Raw genomic sequence first — 16,904 nt, 5'->3', positions numbered from 1 at the left:
TGGAGGGAGAGGGAGGGGCACGGGTCCGCCGACCCCGGACCGCGCGCCCCCTGGCCGGGGTCGGCGGACCTCCCACCGTCTACTAGGCTCTTCCCACCCGCGGTCTCGCCGGTCCGCGGCCCTGCGCCACCGACGACGGAGGTCCCCGTGCTCCCCGACATCGCCCCTGTCGCGCCCTCCGACGAGCCCGGGTCAGGACGCCTCGCCGGTCTCGACGAGCTGGTCGAGACCACCGGACGGATCCGCTCCGGCATCGAGTCGGTAGTCACCGGGCGACCGGACCTCGTGACCGTCACCGTCGCCGTCCTCCTGGCACAGGGGCACCTTCTCGTCGAGGACGTCCCCGGCGTCGGCAAGACGACGCTCGCCAAGGCGCTGGCGCGCACGATCGACTGCAAGGTCGGCCGCATCCAGTTCACGCCCGACCTCCTGCCGAGCGACCTCACCGGCGTCAACATCTACCGCGCCGCGAACCACGAGTTCGAGTTCCGGCCAGGCCCCGTCTTCTCCAACATCGTCATCGGCGACGAGATCAACCGCGCCTCCCCCAAGACGCAGTCGGCGCTCCTGGAGTGCATGGAGGAGGGCCAGACGACGGTCGACGGCACGACCCACATGCTCCCGAGCCCGTTCCTCGTCGTCGCGACCCAGAACCCGGTCGAGATGGAGGGCACCTACCCGCTCCCCGAGGCCCAGCGCGACCGCTTCATGGCACGGCTCACCGTGGGGTACCCCGACGCCGACGCCGAGCTCCGGATGCTCGACCGCCAGGAGTCGGACAACCCGCTCGCGCACCTGCGGCCCGTGACCACCGGGGCGGACGTGCTGCGGTTCGCCGAGGTCGCGCGCTCGGTCCACGCGTCCACGGCCGTCAAGCGCTACGTCCTCGCGCTGGTCACCGGGACGCGCGAGCACCCGGGCCTGCGCCTCGGCGCCTCCCCCCGCACGACGCTCCAGCTCCTGCGCGCGGCGAAGGCCCTGGCCGCGATGGCGGGGCGCGACCACGTCCTCCCCGACGACGTGCAGTACCTCGCGGTGCCCGTGCTCGCGCACCGGCTCGTCGTCACCACCGAGGCACGGCTCTCGGGCCAGGACGCCGAGGCCGTCGTCGCGTCCCTCGTGGCGCAGACGCCGATCCCCGCCCTGGACGCGACCGAGCGACGCTGACGTGCGCGGACCGTCGTTCCTCGCGCGGCTCCGGCGCAGGACCAGGAGCCTCGCCAGCGCGCGCCCGACCCGCCGCGGCGTCGTGGTCCTCGGTGCGGGCGCCGCGCTCGTGGTGCTCGGCGTCACGCTCGGCCTGCCGGACCTCGTCGGGCTCGGCGCGGCGGGGCTCCTCGCCGTGGGGGCCGCGTGGTGCTGGATGGCGGCCCGGCGCATCGACCGGGGGCGCGGCGCGCTGCACGTGACGCGCCGGGTCCAGCCCAACCCCGCCGTGCGCGGCCAGCTCACGACCGCGCGCCTGACCGTCGCGGCGGCGCGCACGACGTCGTCGACGGCCTCCACGCTCGCACGCCTGCGCATCAGCGAGCAGGCCGCGCACGAGCTGTCCGACCAGGGCTCGCTGCGCGCGCAGGTCGCGACGGTCGGCGACCACATCGCCGTGCGGTACCGCCTGCGGCCGCTGCGCCGCGGCCGGTGGCCGCTCGGCCCGCTCCTCACGACGCGGACCGACCTGTTCGGCCTCGTCAGCGCGACGCAGGAGCTCGGCGACCCGACGGCCGTGGCAGTCTGGCCGCGCACCGTCGAGCTGCCCGTGCGCGGGAGCCGCGCGTTCGGCGACCACGAGCGCTCGGCCTCCGGCGCCCGGCTCGCGTCGAGCGACGACTCGGTCCTGCGCGACTACGTCGCCGGTGACGACCCCCGCCGCGTGCACTGGGTCAGCGCCGCGCGCCGCGGCCAGCTCATGGTGCGCTCCGACGAGAGCGCGGGCCTGCCACCCGTGACCGTGCTCCTCGACCGCGGCCTCCTGCCCCACCCGGAGCTCGCCGCGTCGAGCCCGCGTGCGCTGGCCGACGGCGAGTGGGCCGTCGAGTGCGCGGCGTCGATCGGGGTGTCGCTGCTCCAGGCGGGGCACCCCGTCCGCCTCGTCCCCACGTCGCTCGCCGCGGTGGTCTCCGGCACCGGCTTCCGCGTCAACCGGTCCGGCGAGGGCCCGGCCGACCTGCTCGACGCCACGGTCGACCTGCACGGGCACCAGGTCGTGGCAGACGCCGACCGCTCCGTCGTGACGACCTCCGAGGCGCTGCGACGCGACCGCCGCCCGGGCGAGATCACCGTCGCCGTGCTCGGCCCGCTCGGCTCCGTGGCCCGGCACACCGTCGCCGCGATGGCCGGGGACGGCGTCCACCGCGCGCTCGTGGTGAGCACCCGGCCGTGGGCCCCCGAGCACGCCGACGCCGTCGAGACCGTCGCCGCGCTCCGCTCGACGGGGTGGCATGCCGCGCTCGTCGACCCGTCCGTGTCGCTCGAGCACGCCTGGACCCTGCTCGTGGAGGGCTCACGATGACCGCACCCCGGCCGGGAACCTCGGACTCCGCGGGCCTGCGCGTGCTCGCGACGAGCGCGCTCGTCGCCACCGCGGTCGTCGCGTCGGCGTACGCGCTGGGGAGCGTCGTCGGGCCGGGCGGCTGGACGGGCACGGTCGTGCGCGTCGTCGTCGTCCTCGCGCTCGTCACCGGTCTCAGCCGCTGGGCGCTCGAACGGAGCCACGCGGCGCGCGGCGAGGTGCTCGCCCCGCCGGCGGCGCTCCTGCCGTCGCTCGCGGGGCTCGTCGTCGGGCTGTGGGCCCTGCTCGGGCTGTACGGCGGGCCGACGGACCGGTTCTCGCTCCTCATCGGCCTGTCCAACGTGGACCGCGTCGTGTCCCGCCTGGGCACCGCGCGCGACCTCACGCTCGCGGAGGTCGCCCCGATCGACCCCAGCCTGCCCATCGCTCTCCTGGCGGTCGGCGGCGCGGTCGTGGTGTTCGTCGTCGCCGACCTCATGGCCGGCGGGCTGCGGCTCGGCGCGGGGGTCGCGCTGCCGCTCCTCGCCCTGTGGGTGCCCGGGCTCGTCATCGTCGGCGAGATCCCGCCGCTCGCGTTCGTCGTGACGGTCACCGCCCTCGTGCTCCTCCTCGCGGTGGACAACCCGCACCGCGCCGTCCGCCGCGGGGCGTCCGCGCGACGCCCGGAGGACCGCGCCGCCGGAGGCCTGCGTGCCGCGGGCGCGCTCGTCGTGGCGGTCGCCGTGGCGGTCACCGCGCTCGGCCTCGGGTCGGCGAGCGCCTCGCTCCCCGAGGTGGCGTCGGCGTCGTGGTCGCGCCTGTTCTCCTCGACCGGCCAGACGGTCCGGCTCTCCGACGACCTGGACATGCGGCGCGACCTCGCCGAGCGCTCGGGCGAGGTGGTCCTGCGCTACCGGACCGACGGCGAGGGCGTCGGTCCCCTGCGGGTCTTCACGCTCACCGGCTTCGACGGCACCAACTGGCGCCGTGGCGCGGACCGCGACGGCACCCCCATCGACGGCGGCGAGCAGGTCCTGTGGCCCGACGACCCGGGCGCCACCGGGGACCCGACGTCGCTGCGCGTCACGCTCGAGTCGCTGCGCGACACCAAGCTGCCGCTGCCGACCGAGCCGCGCGCCGTCGGTATCGACGGCGACTGGGCGTACGACGACGTGCGCGACGAGGTGCTCGGCGAGCAGCCGACGGGCGCGGGCACGTCCTACGAGGTCACGGTCTTCCCGCGGCCGCTCGACGCCGACGCGTTGCGCGGCGCCAGCGGCGCGGACCCCGACGACCCCAACTACCTCGACGTGCCCGCGACGGAGCACGAGCAGGACATCCGCGACCTCGCGACGTCCGTCGTCGACGGCGCGACGACGCGCTACGACCAGGCGCTCGCGCTGCAGACCTACTTCCGCGACATCTCGCAGTTCACGTACTCCACCGAGGTGCCGCCGGGCACCTCGGGCGACGCAGTCTGGGACTTCCTCCAGGACCGGACGGGCTACTGCGTCCAGTTCGCGACGTCGATGACGATGATGGCCCGCACGCTCGGCATCCCCGCGCGGCTGGGCGTCGGGTTCCTGCCGGGCGAGCGGGTCGACGAGTCGACCTACCAGGTCACGGGTCGCGACTCCCACGCATGGCCCGAGCTGTACTTCCCGGGCCAGGGCTGGGTGCGTTTCGAGCCGACGCCCGCCCAGCAGACCGGTCCGACGCCGACGTGGGCCACCCCGGTCGCCGTCACGCCCGGCGGCCCGGCAGACCCGGGGAACGTCCCGACGCCGGGCGCCACCACGGCCGCGCCGTCAGCGCCGGCGACGCCGGCACCCACCGCCCCGGGGGCCGGCACGACGGGCGGCACGCAGGAGGACTCCACCTCGTGGCCGCTCGTCGTGGGCGTGGCGCTGCTCGTCGCGGCGGTGCTCGCCGCAGGGCTGTGGTTCGTGCTGCGCCGACGCACCGAGGCGGAGAGCCTGCGGGACGCCGAGGACGCCTGGGCCGAGCTCGTGGCACGGCTCGGTGCGCTGGACGTGCGGTGGCCGTCGTCCACGACGCCGCGCCGCGTGCCCGCCGTCGTCGTCGCGACCCTGCAGGCGCGACGCGGGACCGATGCCGGGGACGAGGACCTGGCCGAGGCGCTCACGGCCCTCGCGGCGGCGCTCGAGGCGGAGCGCTACGCCCCGCGTCCGCGCGAGACGGCCACCCCGGAGCGTCTCCAGGCGCTCGTCGACGCCGCCGTCGAGGGGATCGAGAGGTCGCTCAGCGACCGTCCTGCTCGCGCCGACGGTCCCAGCGCTCTTCGAGTCGGCTGAGGAACGGCTTGCGCGACGTCCTGCTCGCTGCGGCCGGCCGGACGGTGCCGTCGGCCTCGACGGTGCCGACCGGTCCCTTGCGGGAGGCGCGCGGTGCCTGGAAGACCAGCACGACGCCGGCGAACATGAGGACGAAGCCGATGACGCCGAGCCAGGTCTGCGAGAGCGCGGCGCCCAGCACCAGCAGGAGCAGCCCTCCCACGACGCCGACACCGGCCAGGACGTAGCGCAGCGCAGAGCGACGTCGAGGGGCCTGGAGCGTGTTCGCCAACCGCGGATCGTCCGAGGTGAGCGCGCGCTCCATCTGCTCCAAGACCCGCTGCTCGTACTCAGACAGAGGCATGAGCACCCCGATTCTCCACGGTGGTCGTGTGACACCCTCAGGATAGATCGACATCCGCGGGGGTGGTAGTCGAGCGGGCCCGGGCGGGCCCCATCGCGATGGATCTCACCCCGAAACGGCCGCGGACGGCGTCGACGGCCTCCTCCGCGCGCCGTCGGACGGCGTTCGTCCCCACCACGGCCTCCTCGAGCGTGGGCTGGACGACGGCCTCCGCGCGCGGCTCGAGACCTTCCGCACGCACCCCCACGAGCCGGACCGCGAGCCCTCGCAGGTCGACCCCCGCGACGAGCTCGCGCGCGACGAGGTAGATCTCGCGCGCGACGTCCGTCGGGGCGCCGAGCGTGCGGGCGCGCGTGACCGTCCGGAAGTCGCTCGTGCGGACCTTCACGCTCACCGTGCGGGCGACGAGGCCCTGGTGCCGGAGCCGCCCGGCGCACCGGTCGGCGAGCTCGAGCACGCGCGCCTGCACGGCGGCGAGGTCACGCAGGTCGTGCTCGAACGTCGTCTCCGCGCCGACGCTCCGCTCCGAGCGCTCCGGCTGGACGGGGCGCGGGTCACGACCCCACGCGAGGTCGTGCAGGTGCGCCCCGGACACCTTGCCGACCGCCGTCTGCAGGGACGCGACGTCGGTGTCGGCGAGCTCGGCCACCGTCCGGATGCCCCACTGCGCGAGGACGGCCTCCGTGCGCTCGCCCACGCCCCACAGCGCCCCGACCGGCAGGGTGCGCAGGAACGGCACCGTCGCCGCGGCGGGCACGAGCAGCATGCCGTCGGGCTTGGCGTGCGTGGACGCGAGCTTCGCGACGAACTTCGTGGTCGCGATCCCGACCGAGCACGTAATCCCGTGGTCCGCCTGGACCCGACGCCGCAGCGCGGCCGCGATCCGCGTGGGCGGCCCGAGGCGGCGCCGCGCGCCGCTGACGTCGAGGAACGCCTCGTCGACGCTCACCTGCTCCACGAGCGCGGTGATCTCGCCGAGCGCGGCCATGACCGAGCGCGAGACCTCGTGGTACCGCGTGTGCTCCGGCGGCACGACGACCGCCTGCGGGCACAACCGGCGTGCGGTCGTCATGGGCATCGCCGAATGGACGCCGAACGCGCGCGCCTCGTAGGTGGCAGCCAGGACGACTCCCCGCTCGGCAGCGCCGACGATGACCGGTCGCCCGACGAGCTGGGGACGCCGCGCGAGCTCGACCGAGGCGAAGAACGCGTCCATGTCGACGTGCAGGATCGAGCAGCCGCTCTCGTCGTCGCCCCAGTCCCGGCGGACGACGGCACGAGGACCCCGGCTCATCGGGCGCTCACCGTGCCCGCGGGCCGACCGGCCGGGTCGTCACGACGCCACCGTACGCAGCCCGGGGAGCCGGACGAAGCCGGCGTCCGGGTCGACCAGCATCGCGACCTCGTCGCGGAAGTCCTCGGCGCACGCGACGAGCTCGTCGGCGCGACGCGGGTCGACCTCGTCGAACCGCCCGGCGTCCACGGCGGCGCGGACGCGCGCGCCGCTCGCGAAGTACACCGACCACGCGGCGAGCGCGGGCTCGGCGTCCGCGAGCTGCTCCCACACCGAGCGGGCGCGCCCACGGCGCACGGGGCGCGCACGGAGCGCGACGACCGCGGCGGCTGCCCGCAGCGCGCCGAGGTGGGCGTGGACGAACCGCTCCCCCGCGTCCTGCGCGAGCGCCGCCGCGACGAGCTCCGCGTCCGCGCGGGCGAGCAGCCGCCGGACCTCGGCGGGAACCACGACCTGCGCCCTCGCGCCTGCTTCGTTCGACATCGCGCACCTCCTGCTCCACTATCGAACACCTGTTCGATCCTGTCAACGTGCCGGACGCCGACAGCCCGTACCGTGGGCACATGGCTCGCCGTACCTCCCGACGCCCTCCAGGGTCCTCCGCACCACCCACACCGCCCCGGCGTCGGGGCCCCGCGCGTGGTGGGCCTGCGGCGTCCGACCTCCCGGACGAGCCCGTCGCGACCACGACGGGCACCGCGCGCGTCGAGCGCGACCCCGACCGCCCGTCGGCGGTCACCCTCTACGTCAACGGGGTGCCGAGCTCGTACCTCGACCTGGACGACCCCGGGATGCTCGCGTTCGAGTACATGCAGCAGATGGCCGCGGTGGTCGACGAGCTCCACCCCGGGCCCGTGCGTGCGCTGCACCTCGGGGCCGCCGGGTGCAGCCTGCCGCGCTGGGTGGAGCACACCCGCCCTGGCTCGACGCAGCTCGGGGTCGACCTCGACGCGCGCCTCCTGGAGCTCGTGCGCGCCTGGTTCGACCTGCCGCGCTCCCCGCGGCTGCGGCTGCGGCCCGACGACGCCCGGCACGCGGTGGAGGGGCTCGCCGACGCGTCGTTCGACGTCGTGGTCCGGGACGTCTTCCACGGCGACCGCACGCCCGACCACCTCGTGACCCTCGGCATGGCCGAGGAGGTGCGGCGCGTCCTGCGACCGGGGGGCGTCTACCTGGTCAACTGCGCGGACCGGCCGCCCCTCGCGTCGGTGCGGCGCGAGCTGACGACGCTCGCGGCCGCGTTCGGGGAGCGCACGGGCGCCGGCGCCCTGGAGGAGGGGCGCGTCGCGGCGATCGCCGAGCCCGCACAGCTCAAGGGCCGCCGGTACGGGAACGTGGTGCTCGCCGCGGTCGCGCCGGGAGGCGCCGGCCCCGGCCTGGCCGGCCCGGGCCTCGCGCGCGCCGTGCGCTCGCTGGCCGTGCCGGCGCGCGTCCTCGTGGGGGGCGAGCTGCGGACCTTCGTCGGCCCGGCGGCGCCCCTCCTGGACCCCACGCCCGCGGACCCCGGGTCCGCCGACCCCACGTTCGAGGGACCCGCTCCCGGGGACGCCACGACCGCGCGGCCGGCGACCGACGAGCACGCGCGGGCACCGCGCGAGGGCTGACACGCCAGGAGCCGCGCCCCCAGGAGGGGACGCGGCTCCTACGCTGCTGCTACGACCGGGCGACCCGACCGCAGGACGTCGTGGACGTCAGAGCGGGCGGACCTTCTCCGCCTGCGGGCCCTTCGGCCCCTGGGTGATCTCGAACTCGACCCGCTGCGCCTCGTCGAGCGTGCGGTACCCGTTCGACTCGATCGCCGAGTAGTGCACGAAGACGTCGGCACCGCCGCCGTCCTGCGCGATGAAGCCGTAGCCCTTCTCGGCGTTGAACCACTTCACAGAACCCTGCGCCATGCTGTTCCTCTGACCTTCTGTCCATCCGGGGACATCAGCAGGCGGACCCTTCGTCCACCCCCGTGCGCCGCAATGCCATGTCCCACGTCCTTCGCCGGCATCCCGGCCGTGTGCGGCCGGCGAGGCCCGACGTCGGACCGCCCCGCCGGGCGGACCCACGTTCCGGCCCTGTACCGGGTCGTGCGCAAGTACGTCACTGCAACGGGTCACAGTGTGGCATGGACCACGTCAGGTCCGCCATGGAGAACGGGCCCTCTCGTGCCGATTTTTCGGCACATAGTCCCCGGCTCTGCGGAGGGCGCGGTCACTCCCCCGACTGCTGCGCGAGGAAGCGCTCGAACTCCGCGCCGAGCTCGTCGGCCGTGGGGATCGGCGCCGACTCGGCGAGCAGGCTCGTGCGCCCGACCGAGCGGGCGAAGGCGTCGTACTGCTCCTCGAGCGCCCGGACCACCGCCGCGACCTCCTCGGAGTCGCGCACCTGGCGCTCGACCTCGGTCTTCGCGTCCTGGACCGCGTCCGCGAGGCCGCCCGTGGCGAGGTCGAGACCCGTCACGCGCTGGACGTGCTCGAGCGCGACGACCGCCGCGGGCGGGTACGACGACTGGGCGAGGTAGTGCGGCACGTGCACGGTGTAGCCGACGGCGTCGTGGCCCGCGCGCCCGAGCCGCAGCTCGAGCAGCGCGGCGAGGCTCGCCGGGACCTTGACCGTCCCGAACCACGACGTGTGCTCGCCGAGCAGCTCGGGGCGCGTGGCGTGCGCCGTCACCGAGAGCGGCCGCGTGTGCGGGATGCCCATCGGGATGCCGTGGAAGCCCACGACGAGCGAGACGCCCAGGCGCTCGACGACGTCGCGCACCGCGGCGACCACGCGCTCCCACTGGACGTCCGGCTCGGCGCCGTGCAGCAGCAGGAAGCCGGTGCCCTCGGCGTCGCGCACGTGGTCGACGACGAGGTACGGCTCGTCGTAGTCGGACCAGCGGTCCGTGCTGAAGGTCATCGTGGCCCGCTTCGAGCGGTAGTCGATGAGCTGGTCGGCGTCGAACGTCACCAGGCGGGTGACCTCACCGATCTCCAGCAGGTGGTCGACGGCCACCTCTCCCGCGCTGCCCGCGTCGACGAACCCCGCGACCGCGTGCAGCAGCACCGGCCCGGAGCCCGCCTCGGGCGGCGTGGGCCACAGGCGCGCCACGGCCTGCTCGTCGAGCTCGTAGATCCCGCGAGGGTCCAGCATGCATCCTCCTCGTCACGTCCTTCGCCCGTGCGCCGCCGGTGGCGCGCTGCGGGCCTGACGAGGTAACGCGACCCGGGCCGGGGATCATTCCCGGCCGGGCGGTGGCGGCGGTCAGCGACCGGGGAGCCGCACCACGGAGACGAAGAAGTCGTCGATCTGCCGGACGACGTCGATGAAGCGGTCGAAGTCGACGGGCTTGGTCACGTAGGCGTTGGCGTGCAGCGAGTAGCTGCGCACCACGTCCTCCTCGGCCTCCGACGTCGTGAGCACGACGACGGGGATCTTGCGCAGCGCGTCGTCGGCCTTGAGCTCGGCCAGGACCTCGCGCCCGTCCATCCGGGGCAGGTTGAGGTCGAGGAGGATGAGGTCGGGCGTCGGGGCGCCCGCGTGCTCGCCCTCCTTGCGCAGGAACTGCAGCGCGCTCACGCCGTCGGACACCACCGAGAGGCGGTTGGTGACCTTGTGGTCCTCGAACGCCTCACGGGTCATGAGCACGTCGCCCGGGTCGTCCTCCACCAGGAGGACGTCGATCGGCTTGCTGCCGTGGCTCATGCGGGGCTCTCCTCGTCGTCGGGGCGCGCGGGGGCCGGAGCGTCCGGACCGGCGCCGCCGGGGTCGGAGCGAGCGTAGCCGACCTGCGCCTGGACGTAGGCGTGGGCGAGCGTGAAGCGGATGGTCGTGCCGCCCTCGCGCGGCTCGATCCAGATGCGCCCGCCGTGATACTCGACGATGCGCTTGCACAGCGCGAGGCCGATGCCCGTGCCCTCGTACACGTCCTTGGCGTGCAGGCGCTGGAAGATGACGAACACGCGGTCGGCGTACTGCGCGTCGATGCCGATCCCGTTGTCCTCGACCGACAGCTCCCAGTGGGTGTCGCGCGCGAGCACGTCCACGTGCACGGCGGGCGCCCGGTCGGGGTGGCGGAACTTCAGCGCGTTGCCGACGAGGTTCGCGAGGAGCTGGTGCAGGAGCGCCTGCTCTCCCACGACGACGGGGAGCGGGTCGTGCGTGACGCGCGCCCCGGACTCCGCGATCTTCTCGGAGAAGTCCTCGAGCACGCCCCCGAGCTCGTCCTCGAGGTCGACGTCGACGCGCTCGGTGCCCGTCCGGCCGACGCGGGAGAACCCGAGCAGGTCCTGGATGAGGCGCTGCATCCGCTTCGCGCCGTCGACCGCGAAGTCGATGTACTGGTCGGCGCGGTCGTCGAGCTCGCCCCCGTAGCGCTTCTTGAGGAGCTGCGTGAAGCTCGCGACCTTGCGCAGCGGCTCCTGGAGGTCGTGCGAGGCGACGTACGCGAACTGCTCCAGGTCGCGGTTCGAGCGTTCCAGCTCGCGCGCCTGCTCGGCGAGCAGCTCGTGCGAGCGCGCCGCGTCCTCGTGCGACGCCTTGATCTCCGCGACCTGGCTGACGAGCTCGACGCGCATGTGCTCGACGTCCTGCGCGAGGTCCGCGATCTCGGCGGGCCCGGACGTGACGACCGGCTCGTCGAGGCTCCCGGAGCTCACGCGCCGCACGCGGTGCGCGAGCTCGGCCATGGGTTCGGTGACCCAGCGCTTGAGGCAGACCCACAGGATGATGCCGACCGCGAGCGCCGAGCCGACGAGGACGAGGACGCTCCCGAACAGGGCGCGGCTCCACCGGTCGAGCGCGTCGAGGCGTTCGACGCGCTCGTCGCGCAGCTGGTCGACGTACTGCGCGGTGTCGGCGCGCGCCGCCGCGAAGAGCTCGGCGCCGCGCGCCTGGTCGACGGCGCGCACGCGCCCGGGGCCCTGGGCCTCGGTGGTCGCGATGGCGGGCTCGGCCGCGTCGGAGACCCAGGCGCGCACCGAGGACTCGGCCTGGGTGAGCGTTCCGGCGAGCTCGTCGTCGAGGCCGAGGCGGTCGACGAGCGCGGCCTCGGGGACGACGCCCTCGGCGTCGACGCCCACCGCGCGCGTGTAGGCCTCGAGCGCCGTCGCGTCGCCCGTGGCGACGTAGGCGCGCACCGCGACCTCGGCGTCGAGCAGGCCGACGTACGCGCCGTCCGCCTCGCTCACCGCGTCGAAGAACGGCCCGGTCACGTCGGTCTGGAGGGTGAGGACGCGCGACAGCGCGATCGCGGACGTCGCAAGCACGCCGAGGAGGATCACCCCGGCGACGACGAGCGCCCAGCCGAGCCGCCGACGCAGCGTCGGGGCACGACGCTCGCCCGCGCGCCTGCGGTCGCCGGCGGCGCTCACCGGGCCCACTCGTCCGAGTCGGCGAGGGTGGCCGACCGCTCGCCCGGGGAGGTGCCCTTGCCATCCCACCCGAGCACGAGGAGGGCCGCGTCGTCCGCGAGGGGGCCGCCGTGGAGGTCGCGCACGCGACGGAAGACGCGCTCGACGACGCCCTCGACGCCCTGCTCCAGGGCGCTGTCGACGGCGCGGCGCAGGCCGTCGACCCCGACGCGCTCGGGGCGGGTCCGCGCGTCGCCCGCCCCGGCTCCCGCGACGGTCGCCTCGACGAGGCCGTCGGTGTAGAGCATGAGGGCCCAGCGCTCGCCGAGCTCGACCGGCTGCGACGTCCAGCCGCCCGCGACCGGGATGCCCAGGGCGCGGCCGCGCGACGTCGGCGTGATCTCCGACGCCGTGTCGCGCAGCAGCAGCGGCGCGAGGTGGCCCGCGAGGTAGACCTCGGCGCTGCGGCGGTCCGCGGAGACGACGACCTGGCAGAGCGTGACGAACACCTCCGGGCGCGCGCGCTCGGGCACGAGCACGCGCTCGAGCAGCGGCAGGATGGCCTCCGGCTGGGTCTCGCTGAGGACGATGGTGCGCCAGGCCGTGCGCAGCGTCGCGCCGAGCGCGGCCTCGTCCGGGCCGTGCCCCGCGACGTCCCCGATGACGCACAGGACCGTCCCGTCCGGGCGCTCGACCGCGTCGAAGAAGTCGCCGCCCAGCAGGCCGTTGCCGCCCGGCACGTAGCCGACCATGACGTCGAGGCGGTCGTCCTGCACGAGCGGGGTCGGCAGGAGCGCGCGCTCGAGGCGCGCCGTCTCGGCCGCACGGACCTCGCTGCGGTACAGCGCGCGCTGCTGCTCGACGGACATGCGGCGCTGGACCGCGTAGCGCACGGACCGCCCCAGGAGGTCGCCGTCGACCTCCCCCTTGACGAGGTAGTCGTCGGCGCCCGCGGCGACCGCCTGCACGCCGAGGTCGATGCCCGAGTGGCCGGTCAGGACGACGAGCGCCGGCGGCCGCGACCCCGCGCGCACGCGCTCGACGGCGGACAGGCCTACGGAGTCGGGCAGACCCAGGTCCAGCAGCACGCAGTCGACGTCGTGGGAGACGACCATCTCGAGGGCGCCGTCCAGGGTCGTCGCGCGGTGCAGCTCGACCTTGAGGTTGCCGTCGGCCAGCAGCTCCTCGACGAGGATCGCGTCCCCGTCGTCGTCCTCCACGAGCAGGATCCGGAGCTCGTCCGTCGGGGCCAGCACGGCGCGCCCCGGGTGCGCCTGGTCCGGTCCGGCGGCGTCGTCGCCGCGCGCGGAGGGTCGGCCCGGGGCCCGCTGCTCGCTCCCGGTCACGACGCCCGCTCCCCTCTGGTCGCCATGGGCCACGATCCTAGCCGCAGGCCCGCGTCCGGCCCGGTCACGGCGCCGGGACGCGCCGGTCGCCGGTCCCCGGGACGGCCGTCGTACGCCATAATGGACGGCCGCGCGGGCGGCGCGGCGCCGGTCGAGGAAGGGACAGCGTGGGACGCAACGACGAGCTCCGGCTCGAGCAGGAGGTCGTGGACACCCTCTACGCGCGCCTCGACGAGCTGCGGGCGGCCGCCCGGGCACGCCTCGACGAGGTCCGACGGTCCGGCCCGTCGGGCTCGCCGCAGAACCGCAGCGAGCGCGACGCGTTCGCGACGCTGTACGAGGACCGTGTCGCGCAGCTCGACGCGGTCGAGGACCGCCTCGCGTTCGGCCGCCTCGACCTCGACGACGGCACCCTGCGCTACGTCGGGCGCATCGGCCTCACCGACGAAGAGCACTCGAGCCTCCTCACGGACTGGCGCGCGCCCGCCGCCCAGGCGTTCTACCGCGCGACGGCGGCCCACCCGGACGGCGTCGTGCGCCGTCGGCACCTCGTGACGCGCGGTCGTGCCGTGACGGGGCTCGAGGACGAGCTCCTCGACCTCGACGCCCCGGAGGCCGTGACGGGCACGACGCTCTCGGGCGAGGGCGCGCTGCTCGCCGCGATGGCCGCGGGCCGTACGGGACGCATGGGCGACATCGTCGCCACGATCCAGTCGGAGCAGGACGCGATCATCCGCTCCGAGCTCGCGGGAGCGCTCGTCGTCCAGGGCGGGCCCGGCACGGGCAAGACGGCGGTCGCGCTGCACCGCGCGGCCTACCTGCTGTACGCGCACCGACGGCTGCTGGAGCGCTCGGGCGTCCTGCTCGTCGGCCCCAGCCTCTCGTTCCTGCGCTACATCGACCAGGTGCTGCCGTCGCTCGGCGAGACCGGCGTCGTGAGCACGACCATCGCCGACCTCCTGCCCGGCGTCGTCGCCGACGGCGAGGAGGACCCGCGCGTCGCGCGGGTCAAGGGCCGGGCGGTCATGGCCCGTGCGGTGCGCCGGGCCGTGCGCGCCCGCGAGCGCGTGCCCGCGGCCGACGTGCCGGTCCGGCTCGACGGCCACGACCTCGTCATCCGCCGCCGCGACGTGCGCGACGCCATCGCGAAGGCGCGGCGCACCCACAAGCCGCACAACCTCGCGCGGGTCACGTTCGTCCGCGAGATGCTGTCGCGCCTCGTCGAGCAGTACGGGCGCCAGCTCGGCGAGCCGCTCGTCGGCGAGGACCGCGCGCTCGCGCTGGAGGACCTGCGCTCCCACCGCGACGTGCGCGTCGCGCTCAACCTGGCCTGGCTGCCGCTCACGCCCGAGCGCCTCGTCGAGGACCTGTGGACCAAGCCGCACCGGCTCGCCGAGGCCGCGCCCGAGCTCTCCCCCGAGGACCGACGGCTCCTCGAGCGGGCGAAGGGCGCGCCGTGGACCCCCGCGGACGTGCCGCTCCTCGACGAGGCGGCGGAGCTCCTCGGCGAGGACGACCAGGCGGAGCGGGCCGAGGCCGCCGCGCGCGCGGCGCAGCGCGCGCAGGACCTCGAGTACGCGCGGCAGGTGCTCGAGTCGTCCGGTGCGGGCGGCGGGATCGTCGGCGCCGACGTGCTCGCCGAGCGGTTCGCCGCGAGCGGCCCGCGCCTGACCACCGCCGAGCGCGCCGCGCAGGACCGCACGTGGACCTACGGCCACGTCGTGGTCGACGAGGCGCAGGAGCTGTCCGCCATGGCGTGGCGCATGCTCGTGCGCCGGTGCCCGACGCGGTCGTTCACGGTGGTCGGCGACGTCGCCCAGACGTCCTCGCTCGCGGGCGCCCGGTCGTGGAAGGGCATGCTCGACCCGGTCTTCCGCGACGCGTGGCGGCTCGCCGAGCTCACGGTCAACTACCGCACCCCGGCCTCCGTCGCGGACGCGGCCCGACGCGCGGCCGTCGCGGCCGGCCTCCCGGTCTCGCCGCTCACGTCCGCGCGCGACGTCGAGGACGCCCTGCGCGTGGTCGAGGTGGCACCGGGCGCGCTGGAGGCACGTGTCCGGGCCGAGGCCGAGGCCGCGCGCGCCGAGTTCGTCGCCGCGGAGTCCGGCCGCGTCGCCGTCGTCGCGGCCGCGCCCGCGGTCCCCGCGCTGCGGGCCGCGCTCGGGCTCGCCGACGCGGGCGGCGAGGACCCGGTCGTCGTGCTCGACCCGGTGCAGGTCAAGGGGCTGGAGTTCGACGCCGTCGTGCTGGTCGAGCCCGCCGACGTCGCGACCGGGCCGTCGGGCCCGTCCGACCTGTACGTCGCCATGACGCGGCCGACCCAGCGGCTCGTCGTCGTGCACACGCGCGCGCTGCCCGCCGGGGTCGCCCCCGCGCCGTCGGACGACGCACGGGGCGCCGGAGCCTGAGAGCGGTCGGGTCCGGGCGCGGGGTCACCTCGTCCCGAGGGTCAAGACCCGTTTGGTCCGGACCGCGGGACGGGCGCACCATGGGGACGTGCTACGCGCCCTCCTCCTCGAAAACCTGCACCCCCTCGCCGCCTCGAACCTCGAGGCCGCGGGCATCGACGTCACCGTCCGCACCGGGGCCCTCGACGAGTCCGAGCTGATCGAGGCGCTCGACGGCGTCCACCTGCTCGGCATCCGGTCCAAGACGAACGTCACGGCGAACGTGCTCGAGAACGCCCCCGACCTGGTGGCGCTCGGCGCGTTCTGCATCGGCACGAACCAGATCGACCTGCGCTCGGCCGCGACGCAGGGCGTCGCCGTGTTCAACGCGCCGTTCCAGAACACGCGCTCCGTCGTCGAGCTCGCGCTCGCCGAGATCATCGCGCTCACGCGCCGCCTCACCGAGCGCGACCGCGCACTGCACGAGGGTCGCTGGGACAAGTCGGCCGAGGGCGCCCACGAGGTCCGTGGCCGCACGCTCGGCATCGTCGGCTACGGCAACATCGGCACGCAGCTCTCGGTGGTCGCCGAGAACCTCGGCATGTCGGTCGTGTTCTACGACACGGCGGAGAAGCTCGCGCTCGGCAACGCGCGCCGCATGGACACGCTCGACGAGCTGCTCGAGCAGGCCGACGTCGTCACGCTCCACGTCGACGGGCGCCAGGGCAACGCCGGGCTGTTCGGCGCCAAGCAGTTCGCCCGCATGCGCCCGGGCTCGATCTTCCTCAACCTGTCGCGCGGCTTCGTGGTGGACTACGGCGCGCTGCGCGAGGCGATCGTCGAGGGCCGTGTGGCCGGTGCCGCGGTCGACGTCTTCCCGCACGAGCCCAAGCGCAAGGGCGACGCGTTCGACTCCGAGCTGCGCGGCCTGCCGAACGTCATCCTCACGCCGCACATCGGCGGCTCGACGGAGGAGGCGCAGGAGGCGATCGGGCAGTTCGTGTCCGCGAAGCTGCGCGACTACCTCACCACCGGCTCCACGACGCTCAGCGTCAACGTGCCGAACCTCGCGCTCGAGCAGACGACCGGCATCACGCGCATCACGCACCTGCACCGCAACACCCCCGGTGTCCTCGCCGCCGTCAACGCGACCCTCGCCGAGCACGGGACGAACATCGAGGGCCAGCTCCTCGCCACCCGCGGCGAGATCGGCTACGTCGTCACCGACGTCGGCTCGCGCGTGGAGCCCGCCGTCATCGAGGCGCTGGCAGCGATGGAGCAGACGATCGCCCTGCGCATCCTCGACTGACGCAGCCCCGCACCCCGGGACCCTTCGCCGCGCGCGGCCCGTCCGCACGCGGCGAAGGTCCTCGGCGGCCGTGACCTTCGCCGCTGAGCGCCGCTCGC

14 protein-coding genes are annotated in these 16,904 nt (G+C 75.2%); 6 read left to right on the top strand and 8 right to left on the bottom strand.

Annotated features, from left to right (window positions below; translation table 11 throughout):
• The first annotated feature begins 159 nt into the window (after positions 1–159).
• The 3 genes from BXA05_RS18020 to BXA05_RS18010 are packed head-to-tail and all read left to right on the top strand — an operon-like array spanning position 160 to position 4,803.
• Positions 160–1,167, top strand: a complete 1,008-nt coding sequence (locus tag BXA05_RS18020; protein ID WP_076406613.1) for an AAA family ATPase — start codon at positions 160–162, stop codon at positions 1,165–1,167.
• A 1-nt stretch (position 1,168) separates the two neighbouring features.
• Positions 1,169–2,509: a DUF58 domain-containing protein gene (locus BXA05_RS18015; protein WP_076406538.1), complete on the top strand. Its 1,341-nt coding sequence runs from the start codon at positions 1,169–1,171 to the stop codon at positions 2,507–2,509.
• Positions 2,506–4,803, top strand: a complete 2,298-nt coding sequence (locus BXA05_RS18010) for a transglutaminase TgpA family protein (protein ID WP_076406536.1) — start codon at positions 2,506–2,508, stop codon at positions 4,801–4,803. The genes BXA05_RS18015 and BXA05_RS18010 overlap by 4 nt, the downstream gene beginning before the upstream one ends.
• On the opposite strand, the gene BXA05_RS18005 is transcribed toward BXA05_RS18010, so the two are convergent.
• Genes BXA05_RS18005 through BXA05_RS17995 form a run of 3 tightly spaced genes read right to left on the bottom strand, consistent with a single transcriptional unit; the run spans position 4,751 to position 6,923 of the window.
• A complete protein-coding gene (locus BXA05_RS18005; RefSeq protein WP_031316425.1) occupies positions 4,751–5,146 on the bottom strand; it encodes an SCO2097 family morphological protein in 396 nt (131 codons plus the stop codon). The two genes, BXA05_RS18010 and BXA05_RS18005, sit on opposite strands and share 53 nt — an antisense overlap.
• Positions 5,147–5,183: 37 nt before the next feature.
• Positions 5,184–6,440 carry a DNA polymerase IV gene (gene dinB, locus BXA05_RS18000; protein WP_076406534.1) on the bottom strand — a complete coding sequence of 419 codons (1,257 nt, stop codon included), beginning with the start codon at positions 6,438–6,440 and terminating at the stop codon, positions 5,184–5,186.
• A 39-nt stretch (positions 6,441–6,479) separates the two neighbouring features.
• On the bottom strand, positions 6,480–6,923 hold the full coding sequence (locus BXA05_RS17995) for an SAV_6107 family HEPN domain-containing protein (protein ID WP_034655077.1): 444 nt from the start codon (positions 6,921–6,923) through the stop codon (positions 6,480–6,482).
• An 80-nt stretch (positions 6,924–7,003) separates the two neighbouring features.
• On the opposite strand from BXA05_RS17995, the gene BXA05_RS17990 reads away from it, so the two are divergent.
• Positions 7,004–8,044, top strand: coding sequence for a spermidine synthase (locus tag BXA05_RS17990; RefSeq protein ID WP_083712012.1), 1,041 nt, complete (start codon positions 7,004–7,006; stop codon positions 8,042–8,044).
• An 87-nt stretch (positions 8,045–8,131) separates the two neighbouring features.
• Here the strand turns inward: BXA05_RS17990 and BXA05_RS17985 are convergent, their stop codons facing one another.
• From BXA05_RS17985 to BXA05_RS17965, 5 genes are all read right to left on the bottom strand, one after another.
• Positions 8,132–8,335: a cold-shock protein gene (locus BXA05_RS17985; protein WP_034655075.1), complete on the bottom strand. Its 204-nt coding sequence runs from the start codon at positions 8,333–8,335 to the stop codon at positions 8,132–8,134.
• A gap of 304 nt (positions 8,336–8,639) precedes the next feature.
• Entirely contained in the window at positions 8,640–9,566 is a 927-nt protein-coding gene (locus BXA05_RS17980) for a proteasome assembly chaperone family protein (protein ID WP_021482349.1), read from the bottom strand.
• A gap of 111 nt (positions 9,567–9,677) precedes the next feature.
• Entirely contained in the window at positions 9,678–10,118 is a 441-nt protein-coding gene (locus BXA05_RS17975; protein WP_021482350.1) for a response regulator, read from the bottom strand.
• The gene (locus tag BXA05_RS17970) at positions 10,115–11,785 is read right to left on the bottom strand and encodes a sensor histidine kinase (RefSeq protein WP_076406611.1); all 1,671 of its coding nucleotides are present in this window, start codon (positions 11,783–11,785) and stop codon (positions 10,115–10,117) included. The genes BXA05_RS17975 and BXA05_RS17970 overlap by 4 nt, the downstream gene beginning before the upstream one ends.
• Positions 11,782–13,110 carry a PP2C family protein-serine/threonine phosphatase gene (locus tag BXA05_RS17965; RefSeq protein ID WP_306303307.1) on the bottom strand — a complete coding sequence of 443 codons (1,329 nt, stop codon included), beginning with the start codon at positions 13,108–13,110 and terminating at the stop codon, positions 11,782–11,784. Before BXA05_RS17965 ends, BXA05_RS17970 begins: the two co-directional genes overlap by 4 nt.
• 167 nt (positions 13,111–13,277) lie before the next feature.
• On the opposite strand from BXA05_RS17965, the gene BXA05_RS17960 reads away from it, so the two are divergent.
• Together BXA05_RS17960 and serA are read left to right on the top strand one after the other, a co-directional pair.
• On the top strand, positions 13,278–15,518 hold the full coding sequence (locus tag BXA05_RS17960) for a HelD family protein (RefSeq protein ID WP_076406530.1): 2,241 nt from the start codon (positions 13,278–13,280) through the stop codon (positions 15,516–15,518).
• An 88-nt stretch (positions 15,519–15,606) separates the two neighbouring features.
• On the top strand, positions 15,607–16,806 hold the full coding sequence (serA, locus tag BXA05_RS17955) for a phosphoglycerate dehydrogenase (protein WP_021482809.1): 1,200 nt from the start codon (positions 15,607–15,609) through the stop codon (positions 16,804–16,806).
• Positions 16,807–16,904: the final 98 nt, after the last annotated feature.

Source organism: Cellulosimicrobium funkei (genome assembly GCF_900155925.1).
Lineage (GTDB): Bacteria > Actinomycetota > Actinomycetes > Actinomycetales > Cellulomonadaceae > Cellulosimicrobium > Cellulosimicrobium funkei.
This window is presented reverse-complemented; position numbering and strand designations above follow the sequence as displayed.

What these genes read in the sequence shown, in the direction of transcription:
- BXA05_RS18010 (WP_076406536.1), top strand. Translation starts at nt 2,506, where the DNA reads ATGACCGCACCCCGGCCGGGAACCTCGGACTCCGCGGGCCTGCGCGTG.
- BXA05_RS18005 (WP_031316425.1), bottom strand. Translation starts at nt 5,146, where the DNA reads ATGCCTCTGTCTGAGTACGAGCAGCGGGTCTTGGAGCAGATGGAGCGC.
- dinB (WP_076406534.1), bottom strand. Translation starts at nt 6,440, where the DNA reads ATGAGCCGGGGTCCTCGTGCCGTCGTCCGCCGGGACTGGGGCGACGAC.
- BXA05_RS17995 (WP_034655077.1), bottom strand. Translation starts at nt 6,923, where the DNA reads ATGTCGAACGAAGCAGGCGCGAGGGCGCAGGTCGTGGTTCCCGCCGAG.
- BXA05_RS17990 (WP_083712012.1), top strand. Translation starts at nt 7,004, where the DNA reads ATGGCTCGCCGTACCTCCCGACGCCCTCCAGGGTCCTCCGCACCACCC.
- BXA05_RS17985 (WP_034655075.1), bottom strand. Translation starts at nt 8,335, where the DNA reads ATGGCGCAGGGTTCTGTGAAGTGGTTCAACGCCGAGAAGGGCTACGGC.
- BXA05_RS17980 (WP_021482349.1), bottom strand. Translation starts at nt 9,566, where the DNA reads ATGCTGGACCCTCGCGGGATCTACGAGCTCGACGAGCAGGCCGTGGCG.
- BXA05_RS17975 (WP_021482350.1), bottom strand. Translation starts at nt 10,118, where the DNA reads ATGAGCCACGGCAGCAAGCCGATCGACGTCCTCCTGGTGGAGGACGAC.